The organism is Thalassobaculum sp., from assembly GCF_965223715.1.
GTDB lineage: Bacteria > Pseudomonadota > Alphaproteobacteria > Thalassobaculales > Thalassobaculaceae > Thalassobaculum.
Window position 1 is genome coordinate 3006107 of the sequence record NZ_OZ245012.1, and the last position, 25858, is coordinate 3031964.

Genomic DNA, 25858 nt, shown 5'->3' on the forward strand with positions numbered 1-25858 from the left:
TGGGAGGTTCAAACGCCCCACCGTGGCACCGCCCGGCGGGATCGGGCAAGATCGCGGGATGGCATCGGCACAGCAGCAGGCAAAAGAGCTTTCCGACGGGATCGCCCGGGCACGCGACCTGGCGCGCCGCGGCGATCTGCAGACGGCGATCGGCGAGTTGGAGATCCTGGCGGACCGCAGCGCCGATCCGGCGCCGGCGATCTTCGAGATCGGCAACCTCGCCAAGGCGGCCGGCCTCTACGACCAGGCCGAGACCGCCTTCCGCCAGGTGATGGAGCGCTATCCCGGCTCGATCGAGGCGGCGACCAACCTCGCCAACGTGCTGAGCGCCAAAGGAGACTCCGGTACCGCGATCGCCATCCTGCGCAACGTCCAGTCGGTGGCGCCGGGGCACCCGATCGTCGACATCTCCCTGGCCGACGCCCTGTTCGCCGACGACCGGATCGCCGACGCGCTGGAGGCCTATGACGGGCTGGCCGACCGCTATCCCGACTTCGCGCCGGTGCATGCCAACCGGGCCGAGGCCCTGGCCCGGTTCGGCCGCCATGCCGAAGCGATCGCCGCCCTGGACAGGGCCGCCGTCCGCGATCCGCAGAACCCGGCCATCCGGCGCAACCGCGCCTTCAGCCGCCTCGCCCTGGGGGACATGCGGGCCGGCTTCGCCGACTACGAAGCCCGCCTGGACCCGGCCCTGCCGAGCGCGCCGGTGCGCACCAACCTGACGGCGCCGCGCTGGGACGGCGCGCTGCCCCTGGACGGGCCGCTCCTGGTGACGGCGGAACAGGGGCTGGGCGACGAGATCCGCTTCGTCGCCGCCGTGCCGCGTCTGATGGAGCGGGCCGGCGAGGTGATGGTGGAATGCGACCCGCGGCTGGTGGAACTCTTCGCCGACAGTCTTCCGGGCGTCCGGGTGCTCGCCCATGACCGGCGGCGCGACGGCCAGCGTCCGGTCTTCGACTATGCCCACCTGCCCGTCTCCCCGGCCGCCTGGATCGAGATGGGCAGCCTGCCCCATGTCCTCGGCCTGCCGGACGGGGAGCCGATGGCGCCCGACGGCTACATGACAGCCAACCGGCCGCGGGCGGACCTGCTGCGGGCGCGTCTGAAGGCGGAGGCCGGGGCGAAGCCACTGGTCGGCTTCTGCTGGGGCAGCGGAGCGGCCGAGCGTCCGCGCCAGCGCTACTACCCTCCCCTGCAGGCCTGGGTGCCGTTGCTGACCGGCCTGGATGCAGCCTTCGTGGACCTGCAATACATCTCCTCGGAGGCCGACCGGGCGACATTCCGCACCCTGTGCGGCGTCGAGATCATCGGTACCGACAACCTGGACAAGCGCAACGACCTGTCCACCGCCGCCTGCCTCGCCGTCGCAATGGACGCAGTGCTCGGGGTGTCCAGTTCGGTCCCGGCCATGGCCGCGGCGGTCGGTACGCCCACGGTCGAGATCACACCGGAGCGCATGTGGCTGCCGCTGGTCGAGGGGCGGGATGCCTGGCTCGGCTCCAGCGTCGCCGCCTATCCGGATACCCCCGGGGACTGGGACCAGGCGATGGTCCGGGCCCTGACCGCCCTGCGGGACGCCCTGAACCGGGCCCGCTAGGCAGACAGTTCAGCCGCCGTCCAAGGCGGTCTTCATCCGTTCCACGGTCCGCTTCCAGGTCCCGTCATGCTCCTGCCAGTACAGGCGCGCGGTCGGATACCAGGGGGTGCGGGCCTTGCCCAGCCCCCAGCGGGCGTCGGCGCCGTTGTCCAGCAGCACCCGGGTGTCGATGCCCAGGGCCGAGGACAGGTGGGCGACCAGGGCGTCGATGGTCACCACAACGTCGCAGGCGGCAACGCGGGCGGCCATGGCGTCCACGTCCGACGGATCAGGATCGGGCTCCAGCAGGAGCTTGTCGGCCGCCATCTCCCGCTCCTCCGGCGTCATGCCGCGCTGGAGCGAGACCACCACCCGTCCGGGGATCGCCACCGCGTCGAGCACCGCCTCCAGCGGGATCGAGCGCCGGGCAGAGCCCGGGTCCGGGTGCCGCCAGGACAGGCCAATGATCCGCTCGCCCGACGGCGACCAGCGGTCGCGCCAGGACATGACCTTGGCCTGGTCGGCTTCCAGATAGGCCCGGGCCAGCGCCTCGTAGCCGCCCTCGTAGATCCCGGTGCGCAGGGCCAGGCTGCCGATCGGCGCCTGCCAGTGGACCTGCTCCTTGGTGATCGCGTCGTCCGGCGGCGAGGTGCGGCCGACCACCTTGACGCCGTTGAACGACCGGGCGAACAGCGCCTGCATCCGGGCGTCGCATTCCAGGATCAGCGGGTCCGGGGCGCGGCGGATGATGTCCGGCAGCGCCGCGGCGAAGCGGATCTCGTCGGCGGGCGAGCCTTCGCCCCAGATCAGGATCGCCTTGTCCTTCAGCGCACTGCCATCCCAGTCCGGCATGTCGAAGTCGCGGCGCTTGGCGCCGATGCGCGGGTCGATGTTGTTGGCGTCGAACCGGGCCTCATAGGCCGCCCAGCCCTCGCCGTCGCGGCCGATGGCGAGCAGGGCATGGGCCAGGATGGTCCGGGCCACCGGGTCGTTGCTGGAGATCTCCAGGGCCTTCTCGCCGGCCTCCACCGCCTCGTCCGGGCGGCCGAGCTTCAGGCAGACATCGGCGATGCCGGCGAGGCCGCGGACTGATTCCGGGTCCAGGTCGGTGGTGTTGCGATAGGCGTCCTCCGCCTCGTCCAGCCGGTCGAGGGACATCAGCACATGGCCCAGGGTCAGCCACAGCGCCGGCTCGCGCGGATCGGTGCGCAGGGCGAAGCGCAGGTCGTTATAGGCATCGGCCAGCCGGTTGCCGGCCATCAGCGCCTCGGCCCGTTCGGCCTGGGCCAGCGGCCAGAGCGGGTCGCCGCGCCGGATCCGGTCGAGGCAGGACAGGGAGTCGTCGATGGCGCCGACGCGCCAGGCGATCCGACCCATGAGCAGCAGCGCCTCGGGTGCGTTCGGGGCGATGCGCCAGGCTTCCTCCGCGAGAACGAAGGCCTGGTCCGCCTCGCCGAGCTCGAGCGCCATGTCGGCCGCCCGCGCCCGCGCGGTGATCGGCGCGCCGTCGATCGCCGACTTGAACTGGGCCAGCGCGGCCTTCGTCTTGCCGGCCGCCGCAAGGCGCTCGGCTTCTTGGAGGGGATCAACCGTCTTGGACACCACAACCGCCCTGATTGTCCGGCATCCGATCGGGATCAGAGTATACCGGCGTCTGCATTCTGTTTCGCACAAGACCCTTTAACAGCCGTTAAGAAGGGCTTATATCCTGCGTCGTCGGCTTCGGTCGACTATGGCGATAAACGGTGCTCGGAATAAGCGTAGCGGACCCGGGGGCAGTACCCGGCGCCTCCACCAAAATCTCCGTCTGTTTCTTCAAAGACCAGCCGGAGCCTTTCATGGGGGCGAAACAGGATCGACGCGCGTAGTAAAGGACCACTTTTCGCTCGGGATGGTACCGCCGTTATCGGACCATATGATAGTTGCGAACGACAACTATGCTGAGGCGCGCCTGGCTGCGTAATGCAGCTCGGTAGTCTCGACTAATCCGTTGCGGTTTGCATCGTAACGTGGGGCTCGCGGGCCGCCTAGCAACAGAAGGCTCGCACCCTTCCCCGCATCTCGTCCCGGCATTTTTCCCTTGAAGCTTCACAGGGCGCTGGTGTTCATTGGCCGGACGTCCAACGTTCGGGAAGCCGATGGCTGACGATCTCTTCCGATACGACCTTATGGTCGAAACGGCCCTGCGTGGTGTGGTTCGCGACGCCCTTCGGCGGGCTGCGGAGCGCGGCCTTCCGGGCAATCATCACTTTTACATCACGTTCAAGACGCGCGCTCCCGGTGTCCATATCCCGGAGTACCTGGTCGAGCGCTATCCCGACGAGATGACGATCGTCCTGCAGTTCCAGTTCTGGGATCTGGAGATCCTGGAGGACCAGTTCTCGGTCACGCTGAGCTTCAACGACGTGCGCGAACCGCTGACCATTCCGTTCGAGGCGCTGACCGGCTTCGCCGATCCGTCCGTCCAGTTCGGGCTGCAGTTCCAGCAGACGGCCAACGGCGACACCCCGACCGGGGATGACGACGACCCCGACGGCGGCGAGACGCCCGACGGTGACGGCGAGACGACCGACGATGCCAACGGCACCGGCGAGGTCGTCTCCCTCGATCAGTTCCGCAAGAAGAAATAATAGTAGCCATGCCGGGGCCGACCGGTTCGGCACCCGACGCGATGCCGCAGACCGGAGAGGATGCCCCTATGGCGGAGTTCGACTTCACCGAGATGTTCCCGCTCGGCCCGGATACGACCGAGTATCGGAAGCTCACCAGCGACTACGTGTCCGTCGACAAGATCGGCGGCCGCGAGGTCATGAGTGTCCAGCCGGAGGCACTGACCATGCTCGCCGAGGAGGCGTTCATGGACATCTCGCACCTGCTGCGTCCGGCGCATCTGCAGCAGCTCCGCAACATCCTCGACGACAGCGAGGCCTCGGAGAACGACCGCTTCGTCGCCTATGACCTGCTGAAGAACGCGTCGATCTCGGCCGGCCGCGTGCTGCCCATGTGCCAGGACACCGGCACCGCCATCGTGATGGGCAAGAAGGGCCAGAACATCTTCACCGGCTTCGACGACGAGAGGGAGCTGGCCCGCGGGATCCAGAACACCTACGTCAACCACAACCTGCGCTACAGCCAGCTGGCACCGCTGTCGATGTTCGAGGAGAAGAACACCGGCACCAATCTGCCGGCGCAGATCGAGCTCTATGCGGACAAGGGCGACGCCTACAAGTTCATGTTCGTGCAGAAGGGCGGCGGCTCGGCCAACAAGTCCTTCCTGTTCCAGCAGACCAAGGCGCTGCTGAACCCGGACAGCCTCGAGAAGTTCCTGGACGAGAAGATCCGGACCCTCGGCACGGCGGCCTGCCCGCCCTATCACCTGTCCATCGTGATCGGCGGCACCTCGGCCGAGTTTGCCATGAAGACGGTGAAACTCGCGTCGTGCAAATACCTGGACAACCTGCCGACCCAGGGTTCGGCCAGCGGCCACGCCTTCCGTGACCTGGAGTGGGAGGCCAAGATCCTGAAGATGACCCAGGACATGGGCATCGGCGCCCAGTTCGGCGGCAAGTACTACTGCCATGACGTGCGGGTGATCCGCCTGCCGCGCCACGGCGCCAGCGTGCCGGTTGGCATCGGCGTCTCCTGCTCCGCCGACCGCCAGGCTTTCGCCAAGATCACCCGCGACGGGGTGTTCCTGGAGAAGCTGGAAGCCGATCCGGCGAAGTACCTGCCGGATATCGACGAGTCGACCCTGACCGCCGACGCGGTGGAGATCGACCTGACCCGGCCGATGAGCGAGATCCGCGAGACCCTGTCGCAGTACCCGATCAAGACCCGCGTGTCCCTGACCGGACCGATGATCGTCGCCCGCGACATCGCGCACGCGAAGCTCAAGGAGCTGATCGACGCCGGCAAGCCGCTGCCGGACTACATCAAGAACCACCCGATCTACTACGCCGGCCCGGCGAAGACGCCGGAGGGCTATGCCTCGGGCTCGTTCGGGCCGACCACAGCCGGCCGCATGGACAGCTATGTGGAGCCGCTGATGGCCCATGGCGGCAGCTTCGTCACCCTGGCCAAAGGCAACCGCTCGCCCGTGGTGCGCGAGGCCTGCAAGCAGCATGGCGGCTTCTATCTCGGCTCCGTCGGCGGCGCCGCCGCCAAGCTCGCCCTGAACTCGATCAAGAAGGTCGAGGTGCAGGAGTATCCCGAGCTCGGCATGGAGGCGATCTGGCGGATCGAGGTGGAGAAGTTCCCGGCCTTCATCGTCGTCGACGACAAGGGCAACGACTTCTTCAAGGATATCTGAGCCCGATGACCGACCCGGCCTTCGTCGCCGTCCCGATCCTGCGGATCTTCGACGCGGCGAAGGCGCTCGGCTTCTACCGGGACTGGCTCGGCTTCGCCGTCGACTGGGAGCACCGCTTCGAGCCGACGGCGCCGCTCTACCTGCAGGTTTCGCGCGGTGGCATGCGGCTGCACCTCACCGAACACCACGGCGACTGCACGCCGGGATCGACCGTCTTCGTGCAGGCGACCGGCCTGCGCGCCTTCCACGCCGAGATCATGGCCCGGGACTACCCGTTCAACCGGCCGGGCCTGGATCCGGCACCCTGGGGTGGGCTGGTGATGGAGGTCACCGACCCCTTCGCCAACCGGCTGCGCTTCTGGGAAGACGCGGCAGCCTGACCGCTCAGACCCGGGTGCGGCTGTCCAGCTTGAGCGCCTCGGCGAGATCGAGGATGCCCGACAGCTCCGCGAAGACCCGCTCCACCGACGCCGCCTCGCACAGGGTTTTGCCGTCGCCGATCTCGAACGGGTTGGTGCGGGTGTCGAACAGCAGGGTCAGATGGCTGTCGACGCAGACGAAATGGGCGGCATCGAAGCCGATGACGTCGGTCATCCGGACCAGCCGCTCCACGAAGGCGGGGGTGAGCAGGTAGCGCGCGCCCACCTGGTCGGTGGCGAACACGGTGAAGCGGTCCTCGAATTCCAGCGACTCCAGGTCCACCGGCTGGTACTCGGGACGCTCGTCCGTGCCGGTCCAGACCGGACCGGTCGCCTTGCGGAAGAAGCGCTGTCGGCCGATGCCGACCACATCGCCGTCGATCCGCTTGCGGGTCAGGGCGATGCGAACGACGATCCCCTCGAACGGCGTGTTCGGATCGCGCACCGCCTCGCCGAACTGGCTGACCACCAGATCCCAGACATCGGCGGCGTAGCCCTCGCCCTCCACATGCAGCCCCTCGGACCAGTGGCTGTGCTCCGGGGGGTAGGGCAGGACACCCGCCTCCCGCAAATCTGCCCGCGCGCCGTCGGCCGCCTCGCCCGTCGCGTCGGGCAGATAGGTGAAGCCGAGGAAACCGGCGATCTCGGCGACGACCTGCTTCTCCATCGCCCGCGCATTGGCCACCTGCTCCGCCGGCTGACGGGAGCCGGTCACCGCGCCGATGACGAACATGGAGACGATGCCGCCGATGAGGACGGGGAAGGCCAGGAAGGGATGGATCGCGGCGGATCCGAAGACCGCCGCAATGAAGCCGCCGAAGAAGATGGCCGCATGGACGTAGCGCTTGCGATAGTCCGGCTTCTCGCGCCCGGGATAGTCCCGGTCCAACACCGCCATCCTGGGCCACAGGGTCTGCTGCGCGAAGGCCCGCGCGCCCTTGAGCCAGGGCCGGTCCTCGACGATGGAGGGAAGCCGGCCGGTCGGCGCCTGGGGCACGCGGCCGCTACCCGAAATGTCTGGCGACGTCGACGACGCCCCGCGTGCTGTCGTCCGTCTCGAAATACGGCAGCGGCACAGCACCCATCTGCGGGGCGAGGATGTTGCCCGGGAAGGTCTGGATCACGTTGCGGTGCTGCATCACCGAGGCGTTGTAGTAGCGGCGGGCGGCGGCGATGTTGCCCTCCACCTCCTCCAGCGTGTCCTGCACCCGCGCCATGCTCTCGTCCGATTTCAGCTCGGGATAGCCTTCGGCCAGGCTGAAGAGCTGGCGGAACTCCGCCTGCAGCGCGCGCTCGGCCTCCAGATGGGCCGCCACCTCCCCGGCCTTCGTCTTGTCGTAGGGCGCCGAGGCCCTGGCGCGCAGCTCGGTCAGGCGCTCCAGCAGGCTGGCCTCGTGGCTCATGAACTTGCGGGCGGTGGCGACCACCTGCGGCACCAGGTCGTGGCGCTTGCGGAGCTGCACGTCCACCGAGGCCAGCGCCTGCTCCGCCTCGTTGGCCGTCACCACGATGCGGCTGTGGGTGCGGTAGAGAATGTAGGCGCCGAGGATGACGAACACGCCCAGGGCGACCAGGGTGGGCATGTCCATTCCGTTTCTCCCCCGCATGATCCGATCACCATTATACTCGCGGCCGCGAACAACGATCCAGAGACACGGCATGTGCGATTTCCCGCTGCTCACTGACGGACCACAGGACGCCGCCATCACCCTGGTGCTGGCTCATGGGGCGGGCGCGCCGATGGACAGCCCGTTCATGGCGGCGATCGCCGCCCGCATCGCCGCCAAGGGCCACCGGGTGGTGCGGTTCGAATTCGCCTATATGGCCGAGCGGCGGACCACCGGCCGCAAGCGCCCGCCGGAACGCCAGCCGGCCCTATTGGAACAGTGGCGGGCGGTGATCGACCGCCTCGGCGGGGCACAGGCGGTGGTCGTCGGCGGCAAGTCCATGGGTGGGCGGATGGCTTCGCTGATCGCGGCGGAGACGGCGGTGCGCGGCTGCCTGTGCCTGGGCTATCCGTTCCACCCGCCGGGCAAGCCGGAGCGCCTGCGGACCGACCATTTCTCGGCCCTGCGCTGTCCGACGCTGATCATTCAGGGGACGCGGGATCCGTTCGGCACCCGCGAAGAAGTGGCCGCGATGAACCTGCCCGGGAGCTTGAAGGTCGACTGGGTGGAAGACGGCAACCATGACCTCGCCCCGTGCAAGGCGAGCGGCTGGAGCGTGGAGCAGGCCTGGGATCAGGCGGCGGACGCAGCCGACCGTTTCCTGCGCGCCTTGTGAGCGCACCGGTGCGTTTCGGAGCCCAAGCCGCGCGCTATTCCGTCAGGATCGCCCTGATCTCCCGGGGGTCGAGGCCGACGGCCTCCACCTCCTCCCGGGTGATGGTGACGCCCATCTGATCCGCCGGCAGCTGGCCGAGCAGACCGCTCAACGGGCCTCTGCCCGCATCGCGTGTCGCCATCCAGCCGAGCACACCGCCGACCACGGGCGGGCCGGCGACAAGCGTCATCCAGAAGAGGGCAATCACGACGGAACGCGCCGCCGTCGCAGCGCGCTCATGGAAGCTCAGTTCCTGATCATTCCAGGTATCGACCGCCATCTGGCTCGTCCCCACAAAAGAGCCGGTCGTCTCATCTGGAACAAGAGCATACGCAATGGGCGTAAAAATTCAATTAACGCGGTGATCCAGAAATTTCATCGATTGCTTCACGAAGCTCAACCTGCTCTAGCGCAGGTGGGCGGGCGCATTGTCTCTATGCTTTCCAGTGTATTTAGAAAGCTTTTTTATCAAATATTCCGCGTCCTCTTCGGAGAAGCCTTCCTCGTCGGCGTCGAAGGTGGTTAGCACCCGCTCCAGCACGGTTTCGGCGAAGCGTTCCCGGGCGTCGGGGGCGTCCACCATCTCCGTGCTGCGGGCCACATCAACCGCCGCGCGCAGGATGATCCGGTCGTGCTCGCTCATCCCCGCCTTCATCGCGAGGGACTTCAGCCCGTTCGCCCCGTCGTCATGGACCAGAAGATCGGCATTGCGGAAGGCGATCTTGGCGCGCACAGCAAGACCGGCGGCGACGAAGGCGAGGTCGCCAGTGCAGGCGGCGCGCAAGAGGATGGAGTCCGTCAGCCGCCCGTTGCGGGCCATCTCGCGGACCAGATCCTCGACCTTCTGTCCGCCGGCATCGTCGGACAGCAGCGCCAGCGTCGCCCGCTCGCGCCCCTCCAGCACCAGGTCGGTCGCCATGTCCGGCGAGATCTCGTGACGGCGGACCAGCTCGTCCTTCAGCTTGTCGGAGACCAGCGACACCAGACGCTCGGCGACCGCGACCGGCAGGGTGGCGCGGCCGACCATCGGCGCCTGCAGGCGCGGGCTGTCGCCGAACCGGTCCAGGGCCTTGCCCAGGGACGGCTCATTGATCTCCGCCCCCGGGTTGGAGACCACGGCGACCACGACGTCCTCGTTGCCGCGCTCCACGAGCGCGCCGGCGACGACCTCGGACACCTCGTCCCGGTTGGCGATGGCGAGCTGCTTGTCGGTGTCGCCCTCCTCCACGATCGAGACCAGGTCCCCGTCGGTGAGCACCACGCTGTCGCTGATGATCGGCAGCGACACCTCGGCGACGTCCTTGGCCAGCTTCAGGGCGACGTCGTGGGGCAGGCCCACCGACTGGCGCACGGCCTCGGCGAGGTTCCGGCGGACCTGCTGCTCCAGGTCGCCGGCCAGCTTGCGCACGATGTCGAGGGCGATGTCGCGCTCGACCGGGCCGAGGTCGGGACTGTCGATGGACCGGCCGATCGCGTCCGCGACCTCGCCACGCGCCTCGGCGGTTGCCGAGCGGGAAAGCTTGCCCATCAGTTGGGCCAGGGTCGGTGCTGCGTCGTCACCGGTCATGGATCGGGCCTCCTCGGCATGTCAGTCCGAGGCGATCATATCAGCGTTTTGGGCCGTGCGCTTTGATTCCGCACGCCGATACCCGCCCGGTCCGGCGGTCTTAGTCGCGGATGATCATCACCGAACAGGCGGCATGCCGGACCACCCGGGCGGCGTTCGGGCCGAGCAGGAAGTCCGACAGTTCCGGCCGGTGCGAGGCCATCACGATCAGGTCGCAGTTCGTCTGCTGCGCCGCCTTGACGATCTCCTGGTAGATCGTGCCGTGGGCGACCACGTGCTGCAGCTTCACCTCGGCCGGAATCCGGGTCTCGCAGAAGGCATGGAGCTGCTGGCGGGCCGCTTCGAGCGCCTGGCCCTCGAAGTCCTTGGGGAAGAAGCCCGCGACGATGCCGGAATGCACCTCCGGCACCACCGTCAGCACGTGCAGCCGGCTGCCGAAGGCCTTGGCCTGTTCGACCGCCGTCCTGACCGCCTTGTCCTGGGTTTCCGGGGAGGTGAGATCGACGGCAAGGAGAATATCCGAAAACATCGCGCCCTCCCTCAGAACGCCGGCACGTCGGTGCGTCGACGCTGCAGGACGATGACCAGACCGAGCAGCAGCAAGGCCGGGATGTAGAACACCTCCTTGGGCAGACGCTCGGCGGCCACATGGATCTCGGAGATGCGGACCGGGTTGTCGCCGTAGAAGTCGAAACCGCTCAGCTTCTGCCCCGGGATGCTGCCGGCGGGACCCGGCTGGAACGGCTCCTCCAGCTTGGCCATGCCGTCCTCGACCGTGACCAGCAGGTCGGCGTCCTGCAGCCGCTGCTCGCCCGGGCCGGCGGGGCCCAGCGGCAGGATCAGCGTCGTCTCGTGGCTGGCATTGGGATTGTCGAAGTCGGGTCCGGTGACCACCAGCCGCAACTCGCCGCCCTCCGGCAGCTCGCCCGCCAGCTCGACCACCTGGGTCGGCTCCACCGTCTCGAACGGCTCATGCACCATGTCGAGCCAGAAGCCGGGCCGGAACAGGGTGAAGGCCACCAGCAGCAGGGCCACCGCCTCCCAGGCCTTGTTCTTGGCGAAGAAGTATCCCTGGGTTCCGGCGGCGAAGAGCAGCATCGCCACGGTCGCCACAATGAAGACGAACACCGCCTCCAGCGGCGTGACGTCGATCAGCAGCAGGTCGGTGTTGAAGATGAACAGGAACGGCAGCGCCACCGTGCGCAGGGAGTAGTAGAAGGCGGTGAAGCCGGTCTTGATTGGATCGGAGCCGGAGATCGCCGCGGCCGCAAAGGAAGCGAGGCCGACCGGCGGCGTCACGTCGGCCATGATGCCGAAATAGAAGACGAAGAGGTGGACGGCGATCAGGGGGACGATCAGGCCGTTCTGCGCCCCGACCTCGACCACCACGCCGGCCATCAGCGAGGACACCACGATGTAGTTCGCCGTGGTCGGCAGGCCCATGCCCAGGATCAGCGAGAAGATCGCCACCAGCACTAGCATCGCCATCAGGTTGCCGCCGGACAGGAACTCGATGAACTCGCCCACCACCTGGTGCGCGCCGGTCAGGGAGATCGTGCCGACGATGATGCCGGCCGCACCGGTGGCCACCGCGATGCCGATCATGTTCCGCGCGCCGGCGATCAGCCCCTCCAGGATCTCGGCGAAACCCCGCGCGAAGCCGGCGGCGAGGTCGCCGGTCTTGCGGAAGATCGCCTTCAGGGGATGCTGGGTCAGCAGGATGAACAGCATGCCGACCGTCGCCCAGTAGGCGCTCAGGCCCGGCGACAGCCGCTCGACCATCAGGCACCAGACCAGCACCACGATCGGGAGCAGGAAGTAGAGCCCGGACAGGACCGTCGGCCGGACCTCCGGCAGGCTGTCCACCGGCGCGTTCGGGTCGTCCAGCTCCAGCTCCGGGAACCGGGCGGCGACCGCCACCAACGCCACATAGCCCACCAGGAACAGGACGCAGACCGCGTAGAAGGTGGCGTCGCCGAACGCGTCCTTGGTCCAGCCGAGAGTGTAGTAGATGATCGCCGACGGGATCGCGATGGCGAGGAAGCCGGTCAGCACGCCGAGCAGGCTCTGCAGCACGGTGCGCGGGCCGCCCGGCTTCGGCAGGCCGCGCATGCCGGCCTTCAGCGCCTCCAGATGGACGATGTAGAGCAGCGCGATATAGGAGATCGAGGCCGGCAGAATGGCGTGTCGCACCACGTCCAGATAGGTGACGCCGACATACTCGACCATCAGGAAGGCGGCGGCACCCATCACCGGCGGCATGATCTGGCCGTTCACCGAGGACGCGACTTCTACGGCTCCGGCCTTGTCGCCGGTGAAGCCGACCCGCTTCATCAGCGGGATGGTGAAGGTCCCGGTGGTGACCACGTTGGCGATCGAGGAGCCGGAGATCAGGCCGGTCATCGCCGAGGAGACCACCGCCGCCTTGGCCGGGCCGCCGCGCAGGTGGCCGAGCAGGGCGAAGGCGACCTTGATGAAGTAGTTGCCCGCCCCGGCCTTATCCAGCAGCGAGCCGAACAGCACGAACAGGAAGACCATGGAGGCCGACACGCCGAGCGCGATGCCGAACACGCCCTCGGTCTGCATCCAGAAGTGCCACATGGCCTTGCCGTAGGAGGCACCCTTCCACTGGATCACTTCCGGGATGAACGGCTGGTCGCCGAAGAACACATAGACCAGGAACACCGAGGCGACGATCACCAGCGGCAGGCCGAGCGCGCGGTAGGTGCAGATCAGCACCAGCGCGATGCCGATGGTCGAGATCACCAGGTCTCCCGTGGTGGGCAGACCGGCGCGCAGGGCGATCTGGTCCTTGAAGACGAGCAGGTAGAGACAGGACACCACGCCGAGCACCGCCAGGATCCAGTCGTACCAGGGCACGTGATCGCGCGGCGATGACTTGAACAGCGGATAGGACAGGGCCGCCAGAACGAAGGCGAAGGCCAGGTGGATCGCCCGCCCCTCGTCGGAGTTGAACACCACCGGCAGGCCGGTCAGGTCCTGCAGCAGGAACGGCAGGTCGGAAGCGTAATAGAGCTGGAACAGCGACCAGGCCAGCGCCAGCCCGGCGAGCACCTTGGCCACGATCCCCGTCGGCACGCGGTTGCCGGTATCGGTGGAGGCGACGAGGTCTTCGAGATCGACGGTTTTGGAGGTGCCGTTCTGGTCGCTCATGATCCCCCCGATCCTTGGAGCGGGCCCGCCGCGGGCCGGTCATCAACTGTCATCGGCACTGGGCATGCCGGAAAGGTCGTCGGCACCGGATGTGCCGGTTGGGCAGCAGAAGGAGCCGGGGCGGGCGGAACCCGCCCCGGCCGCCGGATCACATCAGGCCGAGTTCCTTGTAGGCCTTGATCGCACCCGGGTGCAGCGGCGCGGACAGCGCCTCCTTCACCATTTCCTCAGCCTTGAGGTTGGAGAAGGCCGGATGCAGCTTCGTGAAGTCTTCCAGGTTGCTGAACACCGCCCTGGCGACAACGTAGACGACGTCGTCGGCGACCTTGGACGAGGACACGAAGGTGGCGCCCACGCCGAAGGTGTTGGTGTCGTCCGGGTTGCCCGGATACATGCCGCCCGGGATCACCGCCTTGCGGTAGTACGGGTTGTCGGCGACCAGCTTGTCGAAGGCCGGGCCGGTCACGTTGACCAGATTGGCCTCACAGGTCGACACGGTCTCGGAGACCAGCGCGGCCGGGTGGCCGACGAGCCAGAAATAGGCGTCGATCTTGTTGTCGCACAGCGCCTGGCCGGTCTCGGCCGACTTCAGCTCGGCGGCGAGCTTGAGGTCTTCTCGCTTCCAGCCGACGGCACCCTCGATGACTTCCCAGGTGCTGCGGGTGCCGGAACCGGCGTTGCCGATGTTCACCCGGGTGCCCTTCAGGTCCTCGAAATTGGTGATGTTCGCGTCCTTGCGGGCGACGATGGTCACCGGCTCCGCATGGACGGAGAACACGCTGCGCAGTTCCTCGAAGGCGCCGGCGCTGGCGAAGTCGCCGGTGCCGTTATAGGCGTGGTACTGCACGTCCGACTGGGCGACGCCGAATTCCAGCTCGCCCGCGCGGATCGTGTTCACGTTGTAGGTGGAACCGCCCGTGGACTCGACGGAGCAGCGGATGCCGTGCTCCTTGCGGTCCTTGTTGACCAGACGGCAGATCGCGCCGCCGGTCGGGTAGTACACGCCGGTCACGCCGCCGGTACCGATGGAGATGAACTGCTGGTTCTGCGCCGATGCCGGAGCGGAGCCGCCGGCGACAAACGCGCCCGCGCCCAGCGCCACAGCAAAGGTAGTGGCAAGAAGCCGCTTCATGTGAAGTCCTCCTAAAGACTCTCCCGTTAAACCTTTTTCGGATCCGGCGATCTCCACTGGGAGCTGCCCTCGGGGGCCCCGCGGGTTGCGTTTCCCGCATCCCCACGGGACATCGCCGTGATCCAAGAGCCGCAGCCCTTGGGGCTACTATGGGGGGCTCTGTCACAGAAGGTCAACGAAGTCGTGCCCGTCGCCGGCAGCGCCGAGAAGGGTGCGATTCAATGGCATGGATGGTTAGGACGCGTTAACCATATTCGACGGTGACGTGTACCCGCGACCGCCTGCCGCGTTGTCGCGGAGGCCTGGCGACCCAATTCCCTGCCATGGACAGAGAAGCGCCGCCAACCGCAGAGACCGGCCCCCAGGCGCCCGCCGACGAGGGCGCGGAGATCCATGTCTATTACAACGGCGCCTGCCCGGTGTGCCGCAGCGAGATCCATCACTATCGCAACGTCGCGCGCCGCCACGGGGTGACCGGCATCGCCTGGACCGACATCACGACCAAGGCTGGACTGCTGTCGCCCTGGGGGGTGGATGACGACGCGATCGTACGGCGCCTGCACGTGGTCGACGGCGACGGCCGCCTGCTGGCCGGGGTGGACGGGTTCATCGAGGTCTGGAGGCGCCTGCCCCGGTACGGCTGGCTCGCCCGGCTGGCCTCGGTGGGCTGGATCAAGCCGCTGGCGGACGTGCTCTACGACCGGGTGCTCGCGGCGGCGCTCTACCGCTGGAACAAGGCGAAGGGCCGGGTGCCGCCGGCGCCTGCGTAAAATCTTCTCTTCTTCCACTCCCCGGATTTATTCCGGGGCAAGCGTCAGGGTTTGCGCGTCCGTTGATTGTTTTCACGCGCGCGATTGGGCTTGCCCCGGAATGAATCCGGGGAGTGAGAAAGGGGGGGTGGAGAACCCGCGAACCCCCTACGCCGCCAGCGCCGCGTCCACCGCGTCGCCGAGCTTCTCCACCAGTTCGGTGATGTGGCTCTGGTCGACAATGAAGGGCGGGGCCACAAGCACGTGGTCGCCGTGCCTGCCGTCGATCGTCCCGCCCATCGGATAGACGATCAGCCCGCGCTCCATCGCCTCGCGCTTGATCACCGCGTGGAGCTGGCGGGCCGGATCGAACGTCTCCTTGGTCGAGCGGTCGGCCACCAGCTCGATCGCCATGAACAGCCCGCGGCCCCGGATATCGCCCACATTGGCGTTGTTGCCGAACCGCGCCTCCAGCGCCCGGCGCAGCGCCGCCCCCTGACGGTTCACGTTGTCCAGCAGGTGGTCGTCGCGGATCACCTCCTGCACAGCGAGGCCGGCCGCACAGGCGGCCGGGTGGCCCATATAGGTGTGGCCGTGCTGGAAGAAGCCGCTGCCGTCGCGGATCGCCTCGAAGATCTTGGTGTCGACCAGCACCGCGCCGATCGGCTGGTAGCCCGCGCCCAGGCCCTTGGCGATGGTCATCAGGTCCGGCGCCACCCCGTCCTCGTCGCAGGCGAAGAGATGGCCGGTGCGCCCCATGCCGCACATAACCTCGTCGAAGATCAGCAGCACGCCGTGCCGGTCGCAGATCTCGCGGATCCGCTTGAGGTAGCCGGGTGCCGCCGGGACCGCGCCGGCCGTCGCCCCCACCACCGGCTCGCAGATGAATGCGGCGACCGTCTCGGGTCCGGCCTGCTGGATCGCTGTCTCCAGCTCGTTGGCGGCACGCAGCCCGTATTCCTCCTCGGTCTCGTCCGCCCGCTTCTCGCGGTAGGAGAAGCACGGGGCGATATGGGTCGCCTCCATCAGCATCGGCTGGAACTGGGCCCGCCGGGCCGCGTTGCCGCCGACGGCGAGCGCGCCGAGCGTGTTGCCGTGATAGCTCTGGCGGCGGGCGATGATCTTGTGCCGGGAGGGCTGGCCGATCTCAATGTAGTACTGGCGCGCCATCTTCAGCGCCGCCTCCACTGCCTCGGAGCCGCCGGAGACGAAATAGACCTTGTCCAGCCCGCCCGGAGCGGCCTTGGCCAGGTGGGTTGCCAGCTTCTCCATCGGCTCGTTGGAGAACGCGCCGGTATGGCCGTAGGGAATGGCGTCGAGCTGCGCCTTGATCGCCTCGATCACCTTGGGGTGGCTGTGGCCGAGACAGGACACCGCCGCCCCGCCGGAGCCGTCGAGGTAGCGCTTCCCGTCGGCATCGATGATGTAGCAGCCGTCGCCCTTCACGGCGATCGGCGGGACGCTGCGGGCGTTGCGGTGAAAGACGTGGCTCGTGCGTGCGGACATGGGACGGCTCCGGAGACGGGGATCCGGTATCGAACGCCCGCCGGGCGGGGGCGTCAAGCGCGGGAGTGCGGGAGTGCAGGGTTTGCTCATTCTCCTCTTCACTCACTCCCCGGATTTATTCCGGGGCGAGCCCCGCCGCGCGCGTGAAAAAGATCCATGGACGCGCAAACCCTAACGCTCGCCCCGGAATAAATCCGGGGAGTGAGTGAAGAGGGGAAAGTAGAGAACGCGTAGAGCCCACAGGATTGTTGGCGCGCCCCGCCTCCCCGTGGATACTCCGCGCATGATTCTCTTCTCGCAGCGCCACTCGCCCTTCGCCCGCAAGGTGGAGGTCGCCCTTCTGGAAACGGGCCTCTCCGCCATCGAGGTCCGCCACCTGGCCGACCATGTGCGCGAGGGCGACGAGGCAGCCTATGCCGAGAACCCGCTCAACACCGCCCCGCTGCTGATCCTCGACGACGGCCGCGGCGTGTTCGATAGCGCGGAGATCTGCTTCTACATCGACGAGTTCTCGCGCGGCGCCCTGATCCCCAAGGACAGCGGCGAGCGCGAGGCGGTCCTGACCCTGCAGCATCTGGCCACCGGCCTGTGCGAGCTTGGCGCGGACCTGCGTTGGGAGATCCAGCAGAACGACATGGGCATCAGCGTCCCCGGCCTGCGCGACGACCTGATCGCCCAGTTGAGTGCGGCGTACGACATCCTGGAGAACGGTCCGCCTATGGCCCGGGCGCCGGGCGACGAGACCGCCGATATCGGCACCATCGCGCTGGCGACCGCCCTCGACTGGCTGACCTTCCGCGGCCTCGACCGTTACCTGCCGCCGCACCCGAACCTGGACTGGTGGGTCGACAGTTTCCGGGAGCGGCCGTCCATGGCCGCCACCGAATACGAGGACCTATCAGAGCTCTGACGCCCGCTCAGCCGTGCAGCGCGCGCCAGACCTTCTCCGGGGTCGCCGGCATGTCGATATGCTTGCCGCCCAACGCGTCGACCACCGCGTTCATCACCGAGGCCAGCGCCCCGGCACAGCCCGCCTCGCCGCAGCCCTTCGCCCCCACGAGGTTGGTGGTGCACGGCACCGGATGGCTGTCGTAGCGGAACATCGGCGCCTCGGTGGCGCGCGGCAGGGCGTAGTCCATGAACGAGCCGGTGACGATCTGGCCGGCCTCGTCGTAGCGGACCTGCTCCATCAGCGCCTGGCCGATGCCCTGGACGATGCCGCCATGGGCCTGGCCCTCGACCAGCATCGGGTTCACCACCACGCCGAAATCGTTGACCATCGAGTAGCGCACCACCTGCACCACACCGGTATCCGGGTCGATCTCCACTTCGGCCACATGGCAGCCGTTGGGGAAGGCCGAGGGGCCGGTCTTATGCGCCAGGCTCACGTCGAGGCTCTGGGGCACGTCCTCCGGCAGCTCCAGCCCGCCGCGGATCTGGTCGGCCAGATCCATGATGGCGATGCTGCGGTCGGTGCCGGCGACGGTGAAGGTGCCGTCGGCGAACTCGATATCGGCGACCGCCGTCTCCAGCACATGGGCGGCGATCTTCTTGCCGTTCTCGATCATGACGTCGCCCGCCTCGATGATCGCCCCGCCGGACGACATCATCGACTTCGAGCCGCCGGTGCCGCCGCCGACCAGAAGCTGGTCGCTGTCGCCCTGTAGCAGGCGGATCTTGTCGAACGGGATGCCGGTGCGCTGGTGCAGCACCTGGGCAAAGGGCGTCCAGTGGCCCTGGCCGTAGTCGAGGGTGCCGGTGATGATCGTCACCGTGCCGTCCGCCTCGAAGCGCAGGCCGCCCATCTCCTTGCCCGGAGGGCCGGTGACCTCCAGGTAGTCGCTCATGCCGATGCCGCGCAGCTTGCCACGCGCCTCGCTCTCCGCCCGCCGTTCGGCGAAGCCCTCCCAGTCGGAGAACTTGACCGCCTTGTCGAACACGGCGGGGAAGTCGCCGCTGTCATAGGTCATGCCCGACGGCGCGGTATAGGGGATCTGGTCGGCCCGGATCTGGTTGAGCCGGCGGATCTCCAGCCGGTCGATGCCCATCTCGGCCGCCGCCGTGTCGAGCAGCCGCTCCACGTAGTAGTTCGCCTCCGGCCGCCCGGCGCCGCGATACGGACCGATGGTCGTGGTGTTGGTCATCACGCACTTGGCGTTCACGTCGATCACCGGCGTCTGATAGACCGAGATCAGGTTCTTCACCGCGTTCAAGGTCGCCGGCTGCGGGCCGACCGGGCTCAGATAGGCGCCCATATCGGCATGGATGTCGGCGCGCAGGGCGAGGATGTGCCCGTCCTTGTCGAAGGCCAGGGCGGCATCGACCACATGGCCGCGGCCCTGGTGGTCGGAGACGAAGGCGCCGCTGCGGTCGTCGACCCATTTCACCGGCCGGCCGAGCTGCTTGGCGGCGTGCAGCAGCGGGAAGTATTCCGGGTACGGCCCGCCCTTCATGCCGAAGGAGCCGCCGACATTCTTGGTGATGACCCGCACCTTCTCCGGCGGTACCTTCAGCACCGCGTTGGCCAGCGCGTTGCGCAGGCCGAAGGCGCCCTGGCTGCCGGCGATGAAGGTGTATTTCTCCTCATCCGGATCGTAGGTCGCGATGGCCGAGCGCGGCTCCATGGAGGCGACGACGACCCGGTTGTTCACCAGGGTCAGCCTGGTCACGTGCGCCGCGCCGGCGAAGGCCTTCTCCGCCGCGTCGGCGTCGCCGTAGTGGTAGTCGAGGCAGACATTGTTGGGCACATCCGGATAAAGCTGCGGCGCACCGTCCTTCGCCGCCGCCACGGGGTCGGTGACCGCCGGCAGCTCCTCGATATCGACCATCACCATCTCGGCCGCATCGCGCGCCTGGGCCTGGGTCTCGGCGACCACCATGGCGACCGGGTCGCCGACGAAGCGCACCACGTCCTCAGCCAGGCCGGGACGCCGGGGCTTCAGCATGTCGGAGCCGTCGCGGTTCTTGAACGGCACCACGCAGGGGATGCCGCCGAAGCCTTCCAGATCCTTTGCCGTGTAGATCGCCAGCACGCCCGGCATGGCCAGCGCCTCGTCCAGATCGATGCCGAGGATGCGGCCGTGCGGCACCTGGCTGCGCACCACATAGCCATAGGCCTGTCCGTCCAGGTTGACGTCGTCGGTATACTCGCCGCGCCCGGTCAGCAGGGTCGGGTCCTCGCCGCGCGGCACCGGCTGGCCCACGCCGAATTTCAGGGTCGCAAGGTCGCTCTCGTGCAGGACGTTCATGTCCGCTTACCTCTTTGGCTCGGGATCTGTCGGGACGGCCGATGTCGTTGCAGAAATGCTAGCGCAGGATGGCGCCGCGAAAACCCCGCCAAGTGAGAAACTCACCTTTGGCCCAGACGCAGCGGGTCACCCCGGGGGGTCAGCTCAGGCGCAGGGTCCAGATCACCACGTCGCGCAGGACGATGCCGAGGGCGGCATCGAAGGTCTGGACGATGTCGGACATTCTGTTCGACGGCGCCGGCCGCTTGGTGTCGAACCCCTGGGAGGCGATGATCGTGCGCTGGGGCATCTGAACCATCTTCACGTTAATGCGCACGTTGATCGTCGGAGTGGCCGCCGCGTTGAAATATTCGGCCTGGAACTCCCGCAGCTCCACCTTGAGGGTGTAGTCCGAGCGGAAGCTGACGCCCTCGCGGCCGACGCCGATGATCCGGTTGGAGTTCTCGAACGACTCCACCAGGAGGCGCTGCACCATGTTCGGCGCATCGTCGACCCAGGCCACCCCAGCGTAATAGTCCAGCGTCAGCGGCTCGCGCGCCACGGCGATCCGGGCCGAGGACAGGCCGGCCGGCGCGCTCGGCCGCTCTATGGCGAGCTGCCAGGGCACCTGGGGCAGGTCCGCCGGATAGGTACTCTTGGGTGTCAAGGTATAGAGCTGCGGCGGCGGCCTGCCGATCGGGAGCTGGCTGCACGCCGCGGTCAGCCCGGCGAGCCCGGCGGCGGCAAGCCCCTGGGCCAGCAGCGTGCGTCTGGGCAGTTCGGTCATTGGTCGGCCTCCACCTGTCCGCCGCGATCCCCGAACAGGAACTGCGACGGGTCACGGTCGATCTGGCGCAGCACCCGGTCGATGTTCGACACCAGGAAGCGCGCCTCCACCAGAAACTGGGTCAGCTCATACAGACCCGTGTTGGTGAAATCCTTCATGCCCGGTCGGGCATCGGCCAGCATTCCTTCCAGCTCGCCGGCGGTGGAGGCGATCCGGTCACCCGCCTTCGCCAGCGAGCCGGAAAGCTGAGCGACCTCGTTGTCGAGCCCCACCGCCGTGCCGCGCACCGTCGCCAGGGTGGCCGACGCCTCCTGCAGCAGCGGACCCAGCTCGGCCGACGCCCGCTGCAAGTCCGCCACGCTCGCCGAGGCACCGGAGATCACCGCGTCGATGTCGTCGCGCCGGTCGGCGATCGCCGTGCTCACCTGGGCGAGGTTTGCCAGCAGCATGCGGAAGTTCTGCTCGTTCTCCTCGTTCAGGAACGCCTCGATCCGGGCGATGACGACCACCAGCCGGTCGGCGATCTGCGGTGCGGTCTCGAACACCTTGCTCAGCGCCGAGGAGCGGGCCGGGATGCGCGGAACCGGGCGCTCCTCGGTCGGCTCCAGAGGCTCGGCGGCGTCGGTCCCGCCCTCGATCTGGATGAAGCCGATGCCGGTCAGGCCCTGGGCCTGCAGCACCGCATACATGTCCTTCTTGATCGGCACCTCGGCATCGACCTCGATGTCGACGCGGATCAGCTCGACGTTCTCCGGATCGATGCGGATATCGCTGACGGTACCCACCGGCACGCCGCGATAGCGCACCGGGCTGCCGGTGCTCAGCCCGTCGACCGCGCCCTGGAACTCGATGATGTAGGGCTTGGTCTCCTGGTCGATGCGCACGCCGCCGAACCAGATCGCCAGGAACAGCCCGCCGACCAGCAGCAGGATGGCGAAGGCGCCGACGGTGACGTAGGAGGCACGGGTCTCCATCGGCCTACCCTTCCGCTGCGGCCGCCATCGGCCGGTCGAAGGCGGCACGGGCGCGCGGTCCGTGGAAATAGCTGCGGATCCAGGGGTGCTCGCTGCGCATCAGCTCGTCCATGGTGCCGACGACGATCTTCTTGTCGACCAGGACCGCGATGCGGTCGCAGATCCGGGCCAGGCTGTCGAGATCATGGGTAACCATGACCACAGTGAGCCCGAGCGCGCGGCGAAGGTCCAGGATCAACTCGTCGAAATCGGAGGCGCCGATCGGGTCGAGCCCGGCGGTCGGCTCGTCCAGGAACACCACGTCGGGGTCGAGCGCCAGGGCCCGGGCGAGCCCCGCCCGCTTCTTCATGCCGCCGGACAGCTCGGAGGGGAACTTGCCGCAGGCATCCGGCGGCAGGCCGACAAGCGAGACCTTCAGCCGCGACAGCTCGTCCATCAGCTCCGACGGAATTCCGCCGCGTTCGCGCATCGGTACCTGGATGTTCTGGCCGACGGTCAGGGCGCTGAACAGCGCGCCGTCCTGGAACAGCATGCCGAATTTCCCAGCCAGCGCCTCGGTGGAGGAACCGTCCCAGGCGACCTTTTCACCGAGCAGGCTCACCTCGCCCTCGGTCGGTTTCTGCAGGCCGATCATGGTGCGCAGCAGAACGGTCTTGCCGGTGCCCGAGCCGCCCACGACGCCGATGATCTCGCCGCGCTTCACGGCCAGATCGAGCCCGTCATGGATGGTCGTCGTCCCGAATCGGGTGACGACTCCGCGCACCTCGATCGCCGGGCTGTCGGTGTCTGCGGTCATATGCCGATCTCCGCGAAAGCCACGGCGAACAGGGCATCGAGCACAATCACCAGGAAGATCGACTCCACGACCGCCCGGGTGGTGTAGCGGCCCACGCTCTCGGCACTGCCGGACACCCGCAAACCGTCGTAGCAGCCGACCAGGGCGATCACGAGGGCGAAGACCGGTGCCTTGATCATGCCGGTGCCGAAATCCCAGAACCGGACCGCCGCCTGGAGCTGGGTGAGAAACTGGGTGAAGGACAGGTCGAGCAGGAACAGGGCGACCACCGATCCGCCCAGCAGCCCGGCCGCGTTTGCCCAGATCGTGAGCAGCGGCATGACGATGATCAGCGCGATCAGCCGGGGCAGGACCAGCACCTCCACCGCTGACAGGCCCATGGTCTCCAGGGCGTCCACCTCTTGGTTCACCTTCATCGTGCCGATCTGGGCGGCGAACGCGCTGCCGGAACGCCCCGCCACGATGATCGCGGCCAGCAGGATGCCGATCTCGCGCAGCACCGCCACGCCGACCAGGTTCACCGTGAGGATGTCGGCGCCGAACTGCTTGAGCTGGAGCGCGCCCATATAGGCGAGCACGATGCCGACCAGGAAGCAGAGCAGGCCGACGATCGGCAGGGCGTTCAGCCCGGTCGCCTCCATCTGCGCCACGGTCGCGGTCACCCGCAGCCGCCACGGCCGCACGATCACCCCGGCCAGGGTCACCAGGGTGTAGCCGAAGAAGCCGGCCAGGTTGCGCCCGACCTTGGCCCCATGCAGCACCGCCCGCCCCGCCCCCTCCAGGGGGGCGAGCAGGCCGCCTGTGGATGGCGGGGCGACGGGCGCGCGCGGATCGGGCACGACCGCCTTGTCCAGGATCGGGCGATAGGCGTCGGACAGGCCGCGCAGCTCGGTGGCGGCACCGAGTGCTTCCGCCTGGTCCAGGGTCCGGCGGATCGCCCAGGCGCCGGCACTGTCCAGTCCGGTCAGGCCCTCGGCCTCGACCACGAGCCGGTGGGTCGGACGCCGCGCCACCGACCGCAGGTCCCGGTCCGTGCGCCTGACCGTGTCCAGCGTCCAGCGTCCCGACAGCCGCAGGATCAGGGCGCCCCCCTCTTCGTGCAGGTCGAACGGCTCAGATATTCCCGCCTCGGCCACATACCCTCCCGACTGAATGCTGGCGACATTCTACTGCGTCCCCGTCCCCTCGAACAGGCGAGCGCCGGGATGGTTCCGCCCGGGCCGACCGGCCGGCATCGCCGGGCTGCGGAAAATTTGAACCGAATTACTACACATTCCTCATGGTCCGACGGTACGCTCTGCGGGATCGGGGCCGCGTCGGCCCGGTCAAGCAAGCAGGGAGGAGAGGCCATGAACACCATCGACAGGCGCACGGTTCTGAGATCCACGGCGTTCGCCGCCATCGGCTGCGCCTGCTGCGGCGGCCTGAGCCGGAGCGCGTTGGCGTCGGACGGCGCCGCCTGGAGTTTCGAGGGCCAGACCGGTCCGGCGCATTGGGGGTCCCTCGGCACGGAATATGCTGCCTGCGGGACAGGGGTCGAACAGTCCCCGATCGACCTCGCCTCGGCGATCCCGGCCGAGTTCCAGCCCGCCGCCCTGCGCTGGCAGGACGACACCGACGGTCAGGTGATCAACAACGGCCACACCATCCAGGTGAACGTGCCCAATGGCAGCGCGGTGAAGCTCGACGGCACGACCTACGAACTGTTGCAGTTCCACTTCCACCACCCCAGCGAGCATCTGATCGACGGCAAGGCGCTGGCGATGGAGGCGCATTTCGTGCACCGCTCCGCCGCGGGCGGTCTCGCGGTGCTCGGCGTGATGATCGGCGAAGGCGCCGAGAACGCGGCCCTGGCGCCGATCTGGTCGGCCATGCCGAAGGAGAAGAGCGAGGGGCCGGTCGTTCCGGTCGCGCTGAAGGCGTTCCTGCCGGCCGACCGCGCCCAGTTCCGCTATGCCGGATCGCTGACCACCCCGCCCTGTTCGGAGATCGTCAACTGGGTCGCCTACAAGACCCCGGTCGAGGCCTCGCGGGCGCAGATCGAGGCCTTCGCCACGCTGTTCCCGATGAACGCCCGCCCGGTGCAGCCGCTGAACCGGCGCTTCCTGCTGCTCGGCGGCGGGTGAAGCCGGGCAGCCACAACGTCACTAGGCGCAGGGTGCCCCCGTTGCTAGCGTCCTCCCATAAGAAAATCCGGGAGGAAACACGACATGGCCACCAACGGACACACCCTGCTGCCGACTTCGCTGGTCGGTTCCTACGCCCAGCCGAACTGGCTGCTCGACCGCGCCAAGCTGGCGGGCCGTTTCCCGCCGCGCACGCGGGCGCTGGAGCTCTGGCGGGTCGATCCGGAATATCTGGAGGAGGCGCAGAACGACGCGACCCTCCTGGCGATCCGCGACCAGGAGCGCGCCGGCCTCGACATCATCACCGACGGCGAAGCCCGGCGGGAAAGCTACTCCAACCGCTTCGCCACCGCCCTGGACGGGGTCGATATCGACAATCCGGGCACCGCGCTGGACCGGTCGGGCCACCCCAACCCGGTCCCTCGCGTGGTCGGACCGATCAGCCGCAAGCACGCGGTGCAGGTCGAGGACGTGAAGTTCCTGCGGGCCAATACCGACCGGCGGATCAAGATCACCGTCCCCGGCCCCTTCACCATGTCGCAACAGGCGCAGAACGACCACTACAAGGACGAGGCCGAACTGGCGATGGCCTATGCCGCCGCGGTGAACGCCGAGATCAAGGACCTGTTCGCCGCCGGCGCCGACATCGTGCAGGTGGACGAGCCCTATATGCAGGCCCGCCCGCAGAAGGCCGAGGAATACGGCATCGAATGCCTGAACGCCGCCCTGGACGGGGTCAAGGGCGAGACGGCGTTGCATATCTGCTTCGGCTATGCCGCGATCATCCACGAGCGTCCGGCCGGCTATTCCTTCCTGCCCCAGCTCTCGCGCTCCACGGTGGATTCGATCTCGATCGAGACCGCCCAGTCGAACCTGGACTGCACCGTGCTGGAGGAACTGCCGCAGAAGAAGATCATCCTCGGCGTGCTCGACCTGTCCGATCCGAACGTGGAAAGCCCGCAGACCGTGGCCAAGCGCATCCGCCGCGGGCTGGAACACCACCCGGCCGACAAGATCATCGTCGCCCCGGATTGCGGACTGAAATACCTGCCGCGCGACGTCGCCTTCGCCAAGATGAAGGCGATGGCCGATGGCGCGGCGATCGTGCGGGCGGAGCTGTAGATCCGCAGGGAGTATGGAGCCGGCCCTTCTCAGAGGGGCCGGTTTCCTCTAAGGGAATGGGCTTGCGACACC

General features: G+C 68.0%; 23 protein-coding genes and 1 other RNA gene. 10 read left to right on the plus strand and 14 right to left on the minus strand.

The genetic code is table 11. The features are described from left to right. Positions 1-58: 58 nt before the first annotated feature. Complete coding sequence (locus ACOQOP_RS13815; RefSeq protein WP_420562383.1) at positions 59-1597, plus strand: tetratricopeptide repeat protein; 1539 nt, start codon at positions 59-61, stop codon at positions 1595-1597. A gap of 9 nt (positions 1598-1606) precedes the next feature. Here the strand turns inward: ACOQOP_RS13815 and ACOQOP_RS13820 are convergent, their stop codons facing one another. After that, positions 1607-3178: a tetratricopeptide repeat protein gene (locus tag ACOQOP_RS13820; RefSeq protein ID WP_420562384.1), complete on the minus strand. Its 1572-nt coding sequence runs from the start codon at positions 3176-3178 to the stop codon at positions 1607-1609. Between the two features lie 73 nt (positions 3179-3251). Between ACOQOP_RS13820 and ssrA the strand changes: the two genes are divergently transcribed. The 4 genes from ssrA (at position 3252) to ACOQOP_RS13840 (ending at position 6265) form a co-directional block, all read left to right on the plus strand. After that, positions 3252-3625: a transfer-messenger RNA gene (gene ssrA / locus ACOQOP_RS13825) on the plus strand. 89 nt (positions 3626-3714) lie between these two features. After that, complete coding sequence (locus tag ACOQOP_RS13830) at positions 3715-4206, plus strand: SspB family protein (protein WP_420562385.1); 492 nt, start codon at positions 3715-3717, stop codon at positions 4204-4206. A gap of 68 nt (positions 4207-4274) precedes the next feature. Further along, on the plus strand, positions 4275-5885 hold the full coding sequence (locus tag ACOQOP_RS13835; RefSeq protein WP_420562386.1) for a fumarate hydratase: 1611 nt from the start codon (positions 4275-4277) through the stop codon (positions 5883-5885). Positions 5886-5890: 5 nt separating this feature from the next. Next, positions 5891-6265: a glyoxalase superfamily protein gene (locus tag ACOQOP_RS13840; protein ID WP_420562387.1), complete on the plus strand. Its 375-nt coding sequence runs from the start codon at positions 5891-5893 to the stop codon at positions 6263-6265. A 4-nt stretch (positions 6266-6269) separates the two neighbouring features. Here ACOQOP_RS13840 and ACOQOP_RS13845 read toward each other — a convergent pair whose 3' ends face one another. Beyond that, positions 6270-7301 (minus strand): DUF3137 domain-containing protein, encoded by a 1032-nt coding sequence (locus ACOQOP_RS13845; protein ID WP_420562388.1) that lies wholly within the window; start codon positions 7299-7301, stop codon positions 6270-6272. 7 nt (positions 7302-7308) lie between these two features. After that, complete coding sequence (locus ACOQOP_RS13850) at positions 7309-7893, minus strand: LemA family protein (RefSeq protein ID WP_420562389.1); 585 nt, start codon at positions 7891-7893, stop codon at positions 7309-7311. Positions 7894-7963: 70 nt separating this feature from the next. Here ACOQOP_RS13850 and ACOQOP_RS13855 point away from each other — a divergent pair, with 70 nt between their 5' ends. Continuing rightward, positions 7964-8587, plus strand: a complete 624-nt coding sequence (locus ACOQOP_RS13855; protein WP_420562390.1) for an alpha/beta family hydrolase — start codon at positions 7964-7966, stop codon at positions 8585-8587. Positions 8588-8621: 34 nt separating this feature from the next. Here the strand turns inward: ACOQOP_RS13855 and ACOQOP_RS13860 are convergent, their stop codons facing one another. From ACOQOP_RS13860 to ACOQOP_RS13880, 5 genes are all read right to left on the minus strand, one after another. After that, positions 8622-8906 carry a hypothetical protein gene (locus tag ACOQOP_RS13860; protein ID WP_420562391.1) on the minus strand — a complete coding sequence of 95 codons (285 nt, stop codon included), beginning with the start codon at positions 8904-8906 and terminating at the stop codon, positions 8622-8624. Positions 8907-9032: 126 nt separating this feature from the next. Beyond that, the gene (locus tag ACOQOP_RS13865; RefSeq protein WP_420562392.1) at positions 9033-10193 is read right to left on the minus strand and encodes a DUF2336 domain-containing protein; all 1161 of its coding nucleotides are present in this window, start codon (positions 10191-10193) and stop codon (positions 9033-9035) included. Between the two features lie 100 nt (positions 10194-10293). Beyond that, positions 10294-10722: a universal stress protein gene (locus ACOQOP_RS13870; RefSeq protein ID WP_420562393.1), complete on the minus strand. Its 429-nt coding sequence runs from the start codon at positions 10720-10722 to the stop codon at positions 10294-10296. Positions 10723-10733: 11 nt separating this feature from the next. After that, positions 10734-13367: a TRAP transporter permease gene (locus tag ACOQOP_RS13875; protein WP_420562394.1), complete on the minus strand. Its 2634-nt coding sequence runs from the start codon at positions 13365-13367 to the stop codon at positions 10734-10736. 148 nt (positions 13368-13515) lie between these two features. Next, entirely contained in the window at positions 13516-14499 is a 984-nt protein-coding gene (locus ACOQOP_RS13880; protein WP_420562395.1) for a TAXI family TRAP transporter solute-binding subunit, read from the minus strand. A gap of 323 nt (positions 14500-14822) precedes the next feature. Here ACOQOP_RS13880 and ACOQOP_RS13885 point away from each other — a divergent pair, with 323 nt between their 5' ends. Then, positions 14823-15269, plus strand: coding sequence for a thiol-disulfide oxidoreductase DCC family protein (locus tag ACOQOP_RS13885; RefSeq protein WP_420562396.1), 447 nt, complete (start codon positions 14823-14825; stop codon positions 15267-15269). 147 nt (positions 15270-15416) lie between these two features. Here ACOQOP_RS13885 and ACOQOP_RS13890 read toward each other — a convergent pair whose 3' ends face one another. Beyond that, complete coding sequence (locus ACOQOP_RS13890) at positions 15417-16754, minus strand: aspartate aminotransferase family protein (protein ID WP_420562397.1); 1338 nt, start codon at positions 16752-16754, stop codon at positions 15417-15419. Positions 16755-17037: 283 nt separating this feature from the next. Here ACOQOP_RS13890 and ACOQOP_RS13895 point away from each other — a divergent pair, with 283 nt between their 5' ends. Continuing rightward, a complete protein-coding gene (locus tag ACOQOP_RS13895; protein ID WP_420562398.1) occupies positions 17038-17664 on the plus strand; it encodes a glutathione S-transferase family protein in 627 nt (208 codons plus the stop codon). A 7-nt stretch (positions 17665-17671) separates the two neighbouring features. On the opposite strand, the gene ACOQOP_RS13900 is transcribed toward ACOQOP_RS13895, so the two are convergent. The 5 genes from ACOQOP_RS13900 to ACOQOP_RS13920 form a co-directional block, all read right to left on the minus strand. Further along, complete coding sequence (locus ACOQOP_RS13900) at positions 17672-20002, minus strand: xanthine dehydrogenase family protein molybdopterin-binding subunit (protein ID WP_420562399.1); 2331 nt, start codon at positions 20000-20002, stop codon at positions 17672-17674. Between the two features lie 139 nt (positions 20003-20141). Next, positions 20142-20768, minus strand: coding sequence for an ABC-type transport auxiliary lipoprotein family protein (locus tag ACOQOP_RS13905; protein ID WP_420562400.1), 627 nt, complete (start codon positions 20766-20768; stop codon positions 20142-20144). Further along, positions 20765-21742, minus strand: coding sequence for an MlaD family protein (locus tag ACOQOP_RS13910; protein ID WP_420562401.1), 978 nt, complete (start codon positions 21740-21742; stop codon positions 20765-20767). The genes ACOQOP_RS13905 and ACOQOP_RS13910 overlap by 4 nt, the downstream gene beginning before the upstream one ends. A gap of 4 nt (positions 21743-21746) precedes the next feature. Next, the gene (locus tag ACOQOP_RS13915) at positions 21747-22538 is read right to left on the minus strand and encodes an ABC transporter ATP-binding protein (RefSeq protein ID WP_420562402.1); all 792 of its coding nucleotides are present in this window, start codon (positions 22536-22538) and stop codon (positions 21747-21749) included. Then, positions 22535-23674, minus strand: a complete 1140-nt coding sequence (locus ACOQOP_RS13920) for an MlaE family lipid ABC transporter permease subunit (protein ID WP_420562403.1) — start codon at positions 23672-23674, stop codon at positions 22535-22537. The genes ACOQOP_RS13915 and ACOQOP_RS13920 overlap by 4 nt, the downstream gene beginning before the upstream one ends. 213 nt (positions 23675-23887) lie before the next feature. On the opposite strand from ACOQOP_RS13920, the gene ACOQOP_RS13925 reads away from it, so the two are divergent. Together ACOQOP_RS13925 and ACOQOP_RS13930 are read left to right on the plus strand one after the other, a co-directional pair. Then, complete coding sequence (locus tag ACOQOP_RS13925; protein ID WP_420562404.1) at positions 23888-24664, plus strand: carbonic anhydrase; 777 nt, start codon at positions 23888-23890, stop codon at positions 24662-24664. Between the two features lie 84 nt (positions 24665-24748). Then, complete coding sequence (locus ACOQOP_RS13930; RefSeq protein WP_420562405.1) at positions 24749-25786, plus strand: hypothetical protein; 1038 nt, start codon at positions 24749-24751, stop codon at positions 25784-25786. Positions 25787-25858 lie beyond the last annotated feature (72 nt).

Coding starts and splice junctions, on each gene's coding strand:
- ACOQOP_RS13815 (WP_420562383.1), top strand. CDS start 59: ATGGCATCGGCACAGCAGCAGGCAAAAGAGCTTTCCGACGGGATCGCC.
- ACOQOP_RS13830 (WP_420562385.1), top strand. CDS start 3,715: ATGGCTGACGATCTCTTCCGATACGACCTTATGGTCGAAACGGCCCTG.
- ACOQOP_RS13835 (WP_420562386.1), top strand. CDS start 4,275: ATGGCGGAGTTCGACTTCACCGAGATGTTCCCGCTCGGCCCGGATACG.
- ACOQOP_RS13840 (WP_420562387.1), top strand. CDS start 5,891: ATGACCGACCCGGCCTTCGTCGCCGTCCCGATCCTGCGGATCTTCGAC.
- ACOQOP_RS13850 (WP_420562389.1), bottom strand. CDS start 7,893: ATGGACATGCCCACCCTGGTCGCCCTGGGCGTGTTCGTCATCCTCGGC.
- ACOQOP_RS13855 (WP_420562390.1), top strand. CDS start 7,964: ATGTGCGATTTCCCGCTGCTCACTGACGGACCACAGGACGCCGCCATC.
- ACOQOP_RS13860 (WP_420562391.1), bottom strand. CDS start 8,906: ATGGCGGTCGATACCTGGAATGATCAGGAACTGAGCTTCCATGAGCGC.
- ACOQOP_RS13865 (WP_420562392.1), bottom strand. CDS start 10,193: ATGACCGGTGACGACGCAGCACCGACCCTGGCCCAACTGATGGGCAAG.
- ACOQOP_RS13870 (WP_420562393.1), bottom strand. CDS start 10,722: ATGTTTTCGGATATTCTCCTTGCCGTCGATCTCACCTCCCCGGAAACC.
- ACOQOP_RS13875 (WP_420562394.1), bottom strand. CDS start 13,367: ATGAGCGACCAGAACGGCACCTCCAAAACCGTCGATCTCGAAGACCTC.
- ACOQOP_RS13880 (WP_420562395.1), bottom strand. CDS start 14,499: ATGAAGCGGCTTCTTGCCACTACCTTTGCTGTGGCGCTGGGCGCGGGC.
- ACOQOP_RS13885 (WP_420562396.1), top strand. CDS start 14,823: ATGGACAGAGAAGCGCCGCCAACCGCAGAGACCGGCCCCCAGGCGCCC.
- ACOQOP_RS13890 (WP_420562397.1), bottom strand. CDS start 16,754: ATGTCCGCACGCACGAGCCACGTCTTTCACCGCAACGCCCGCAGCGTC.
- ACOQOP_RS13895 (WP_420562398.1), top strand. CDS start 17,038: ATGATTCTCTTCTCGCAGCGCCACTCGCCCTTCGCCCGCAAGGTGGAG.
- ACOQOP_RS13900 (WP_420562399.1), bottom strand. CDS start 20,002: ATGAACGTCCTGCACGAGAGCGACCTTGCGACCCTGAAATTCGGCGTG.
- ACOQOP_RS13905 (WP_420562400.1), bottom strand. CDS start 20,768: ATGACCGAACTGCCCAGACGCACGCTGCTGGCCCAGGGGCTTGCCGCC.
- ACOQOP_RS13910 (WP_420562401.1), bottom strand. CDS start 21,742: ATGGAGACCCGTGCCTCCTACGTCACCGTCGGCGCCTTCGCCATCCTG.
- ACOQOP_RS13915 (WP_420562402.1), bottom strand. CDS start 22,538: ATGACCGCAGACACCGACAGCCCGGCGATCGAGGTGCGCGGAGTCGTC.
- ACOQOP_RS13925 (WP_420562404.1), top strand. CDS start 23,888: ATGAACACCATCGACAGGCGCACGGTTCTGAGATCCACGGCGTTCGCC.
- ACOQOP_RS13930 (WP_420562405.1), top strand. CDS start 24,749: ATGGCCACCAACGGACACACCCTGCTGCCGACTTCGCTGGTCGGTTCC.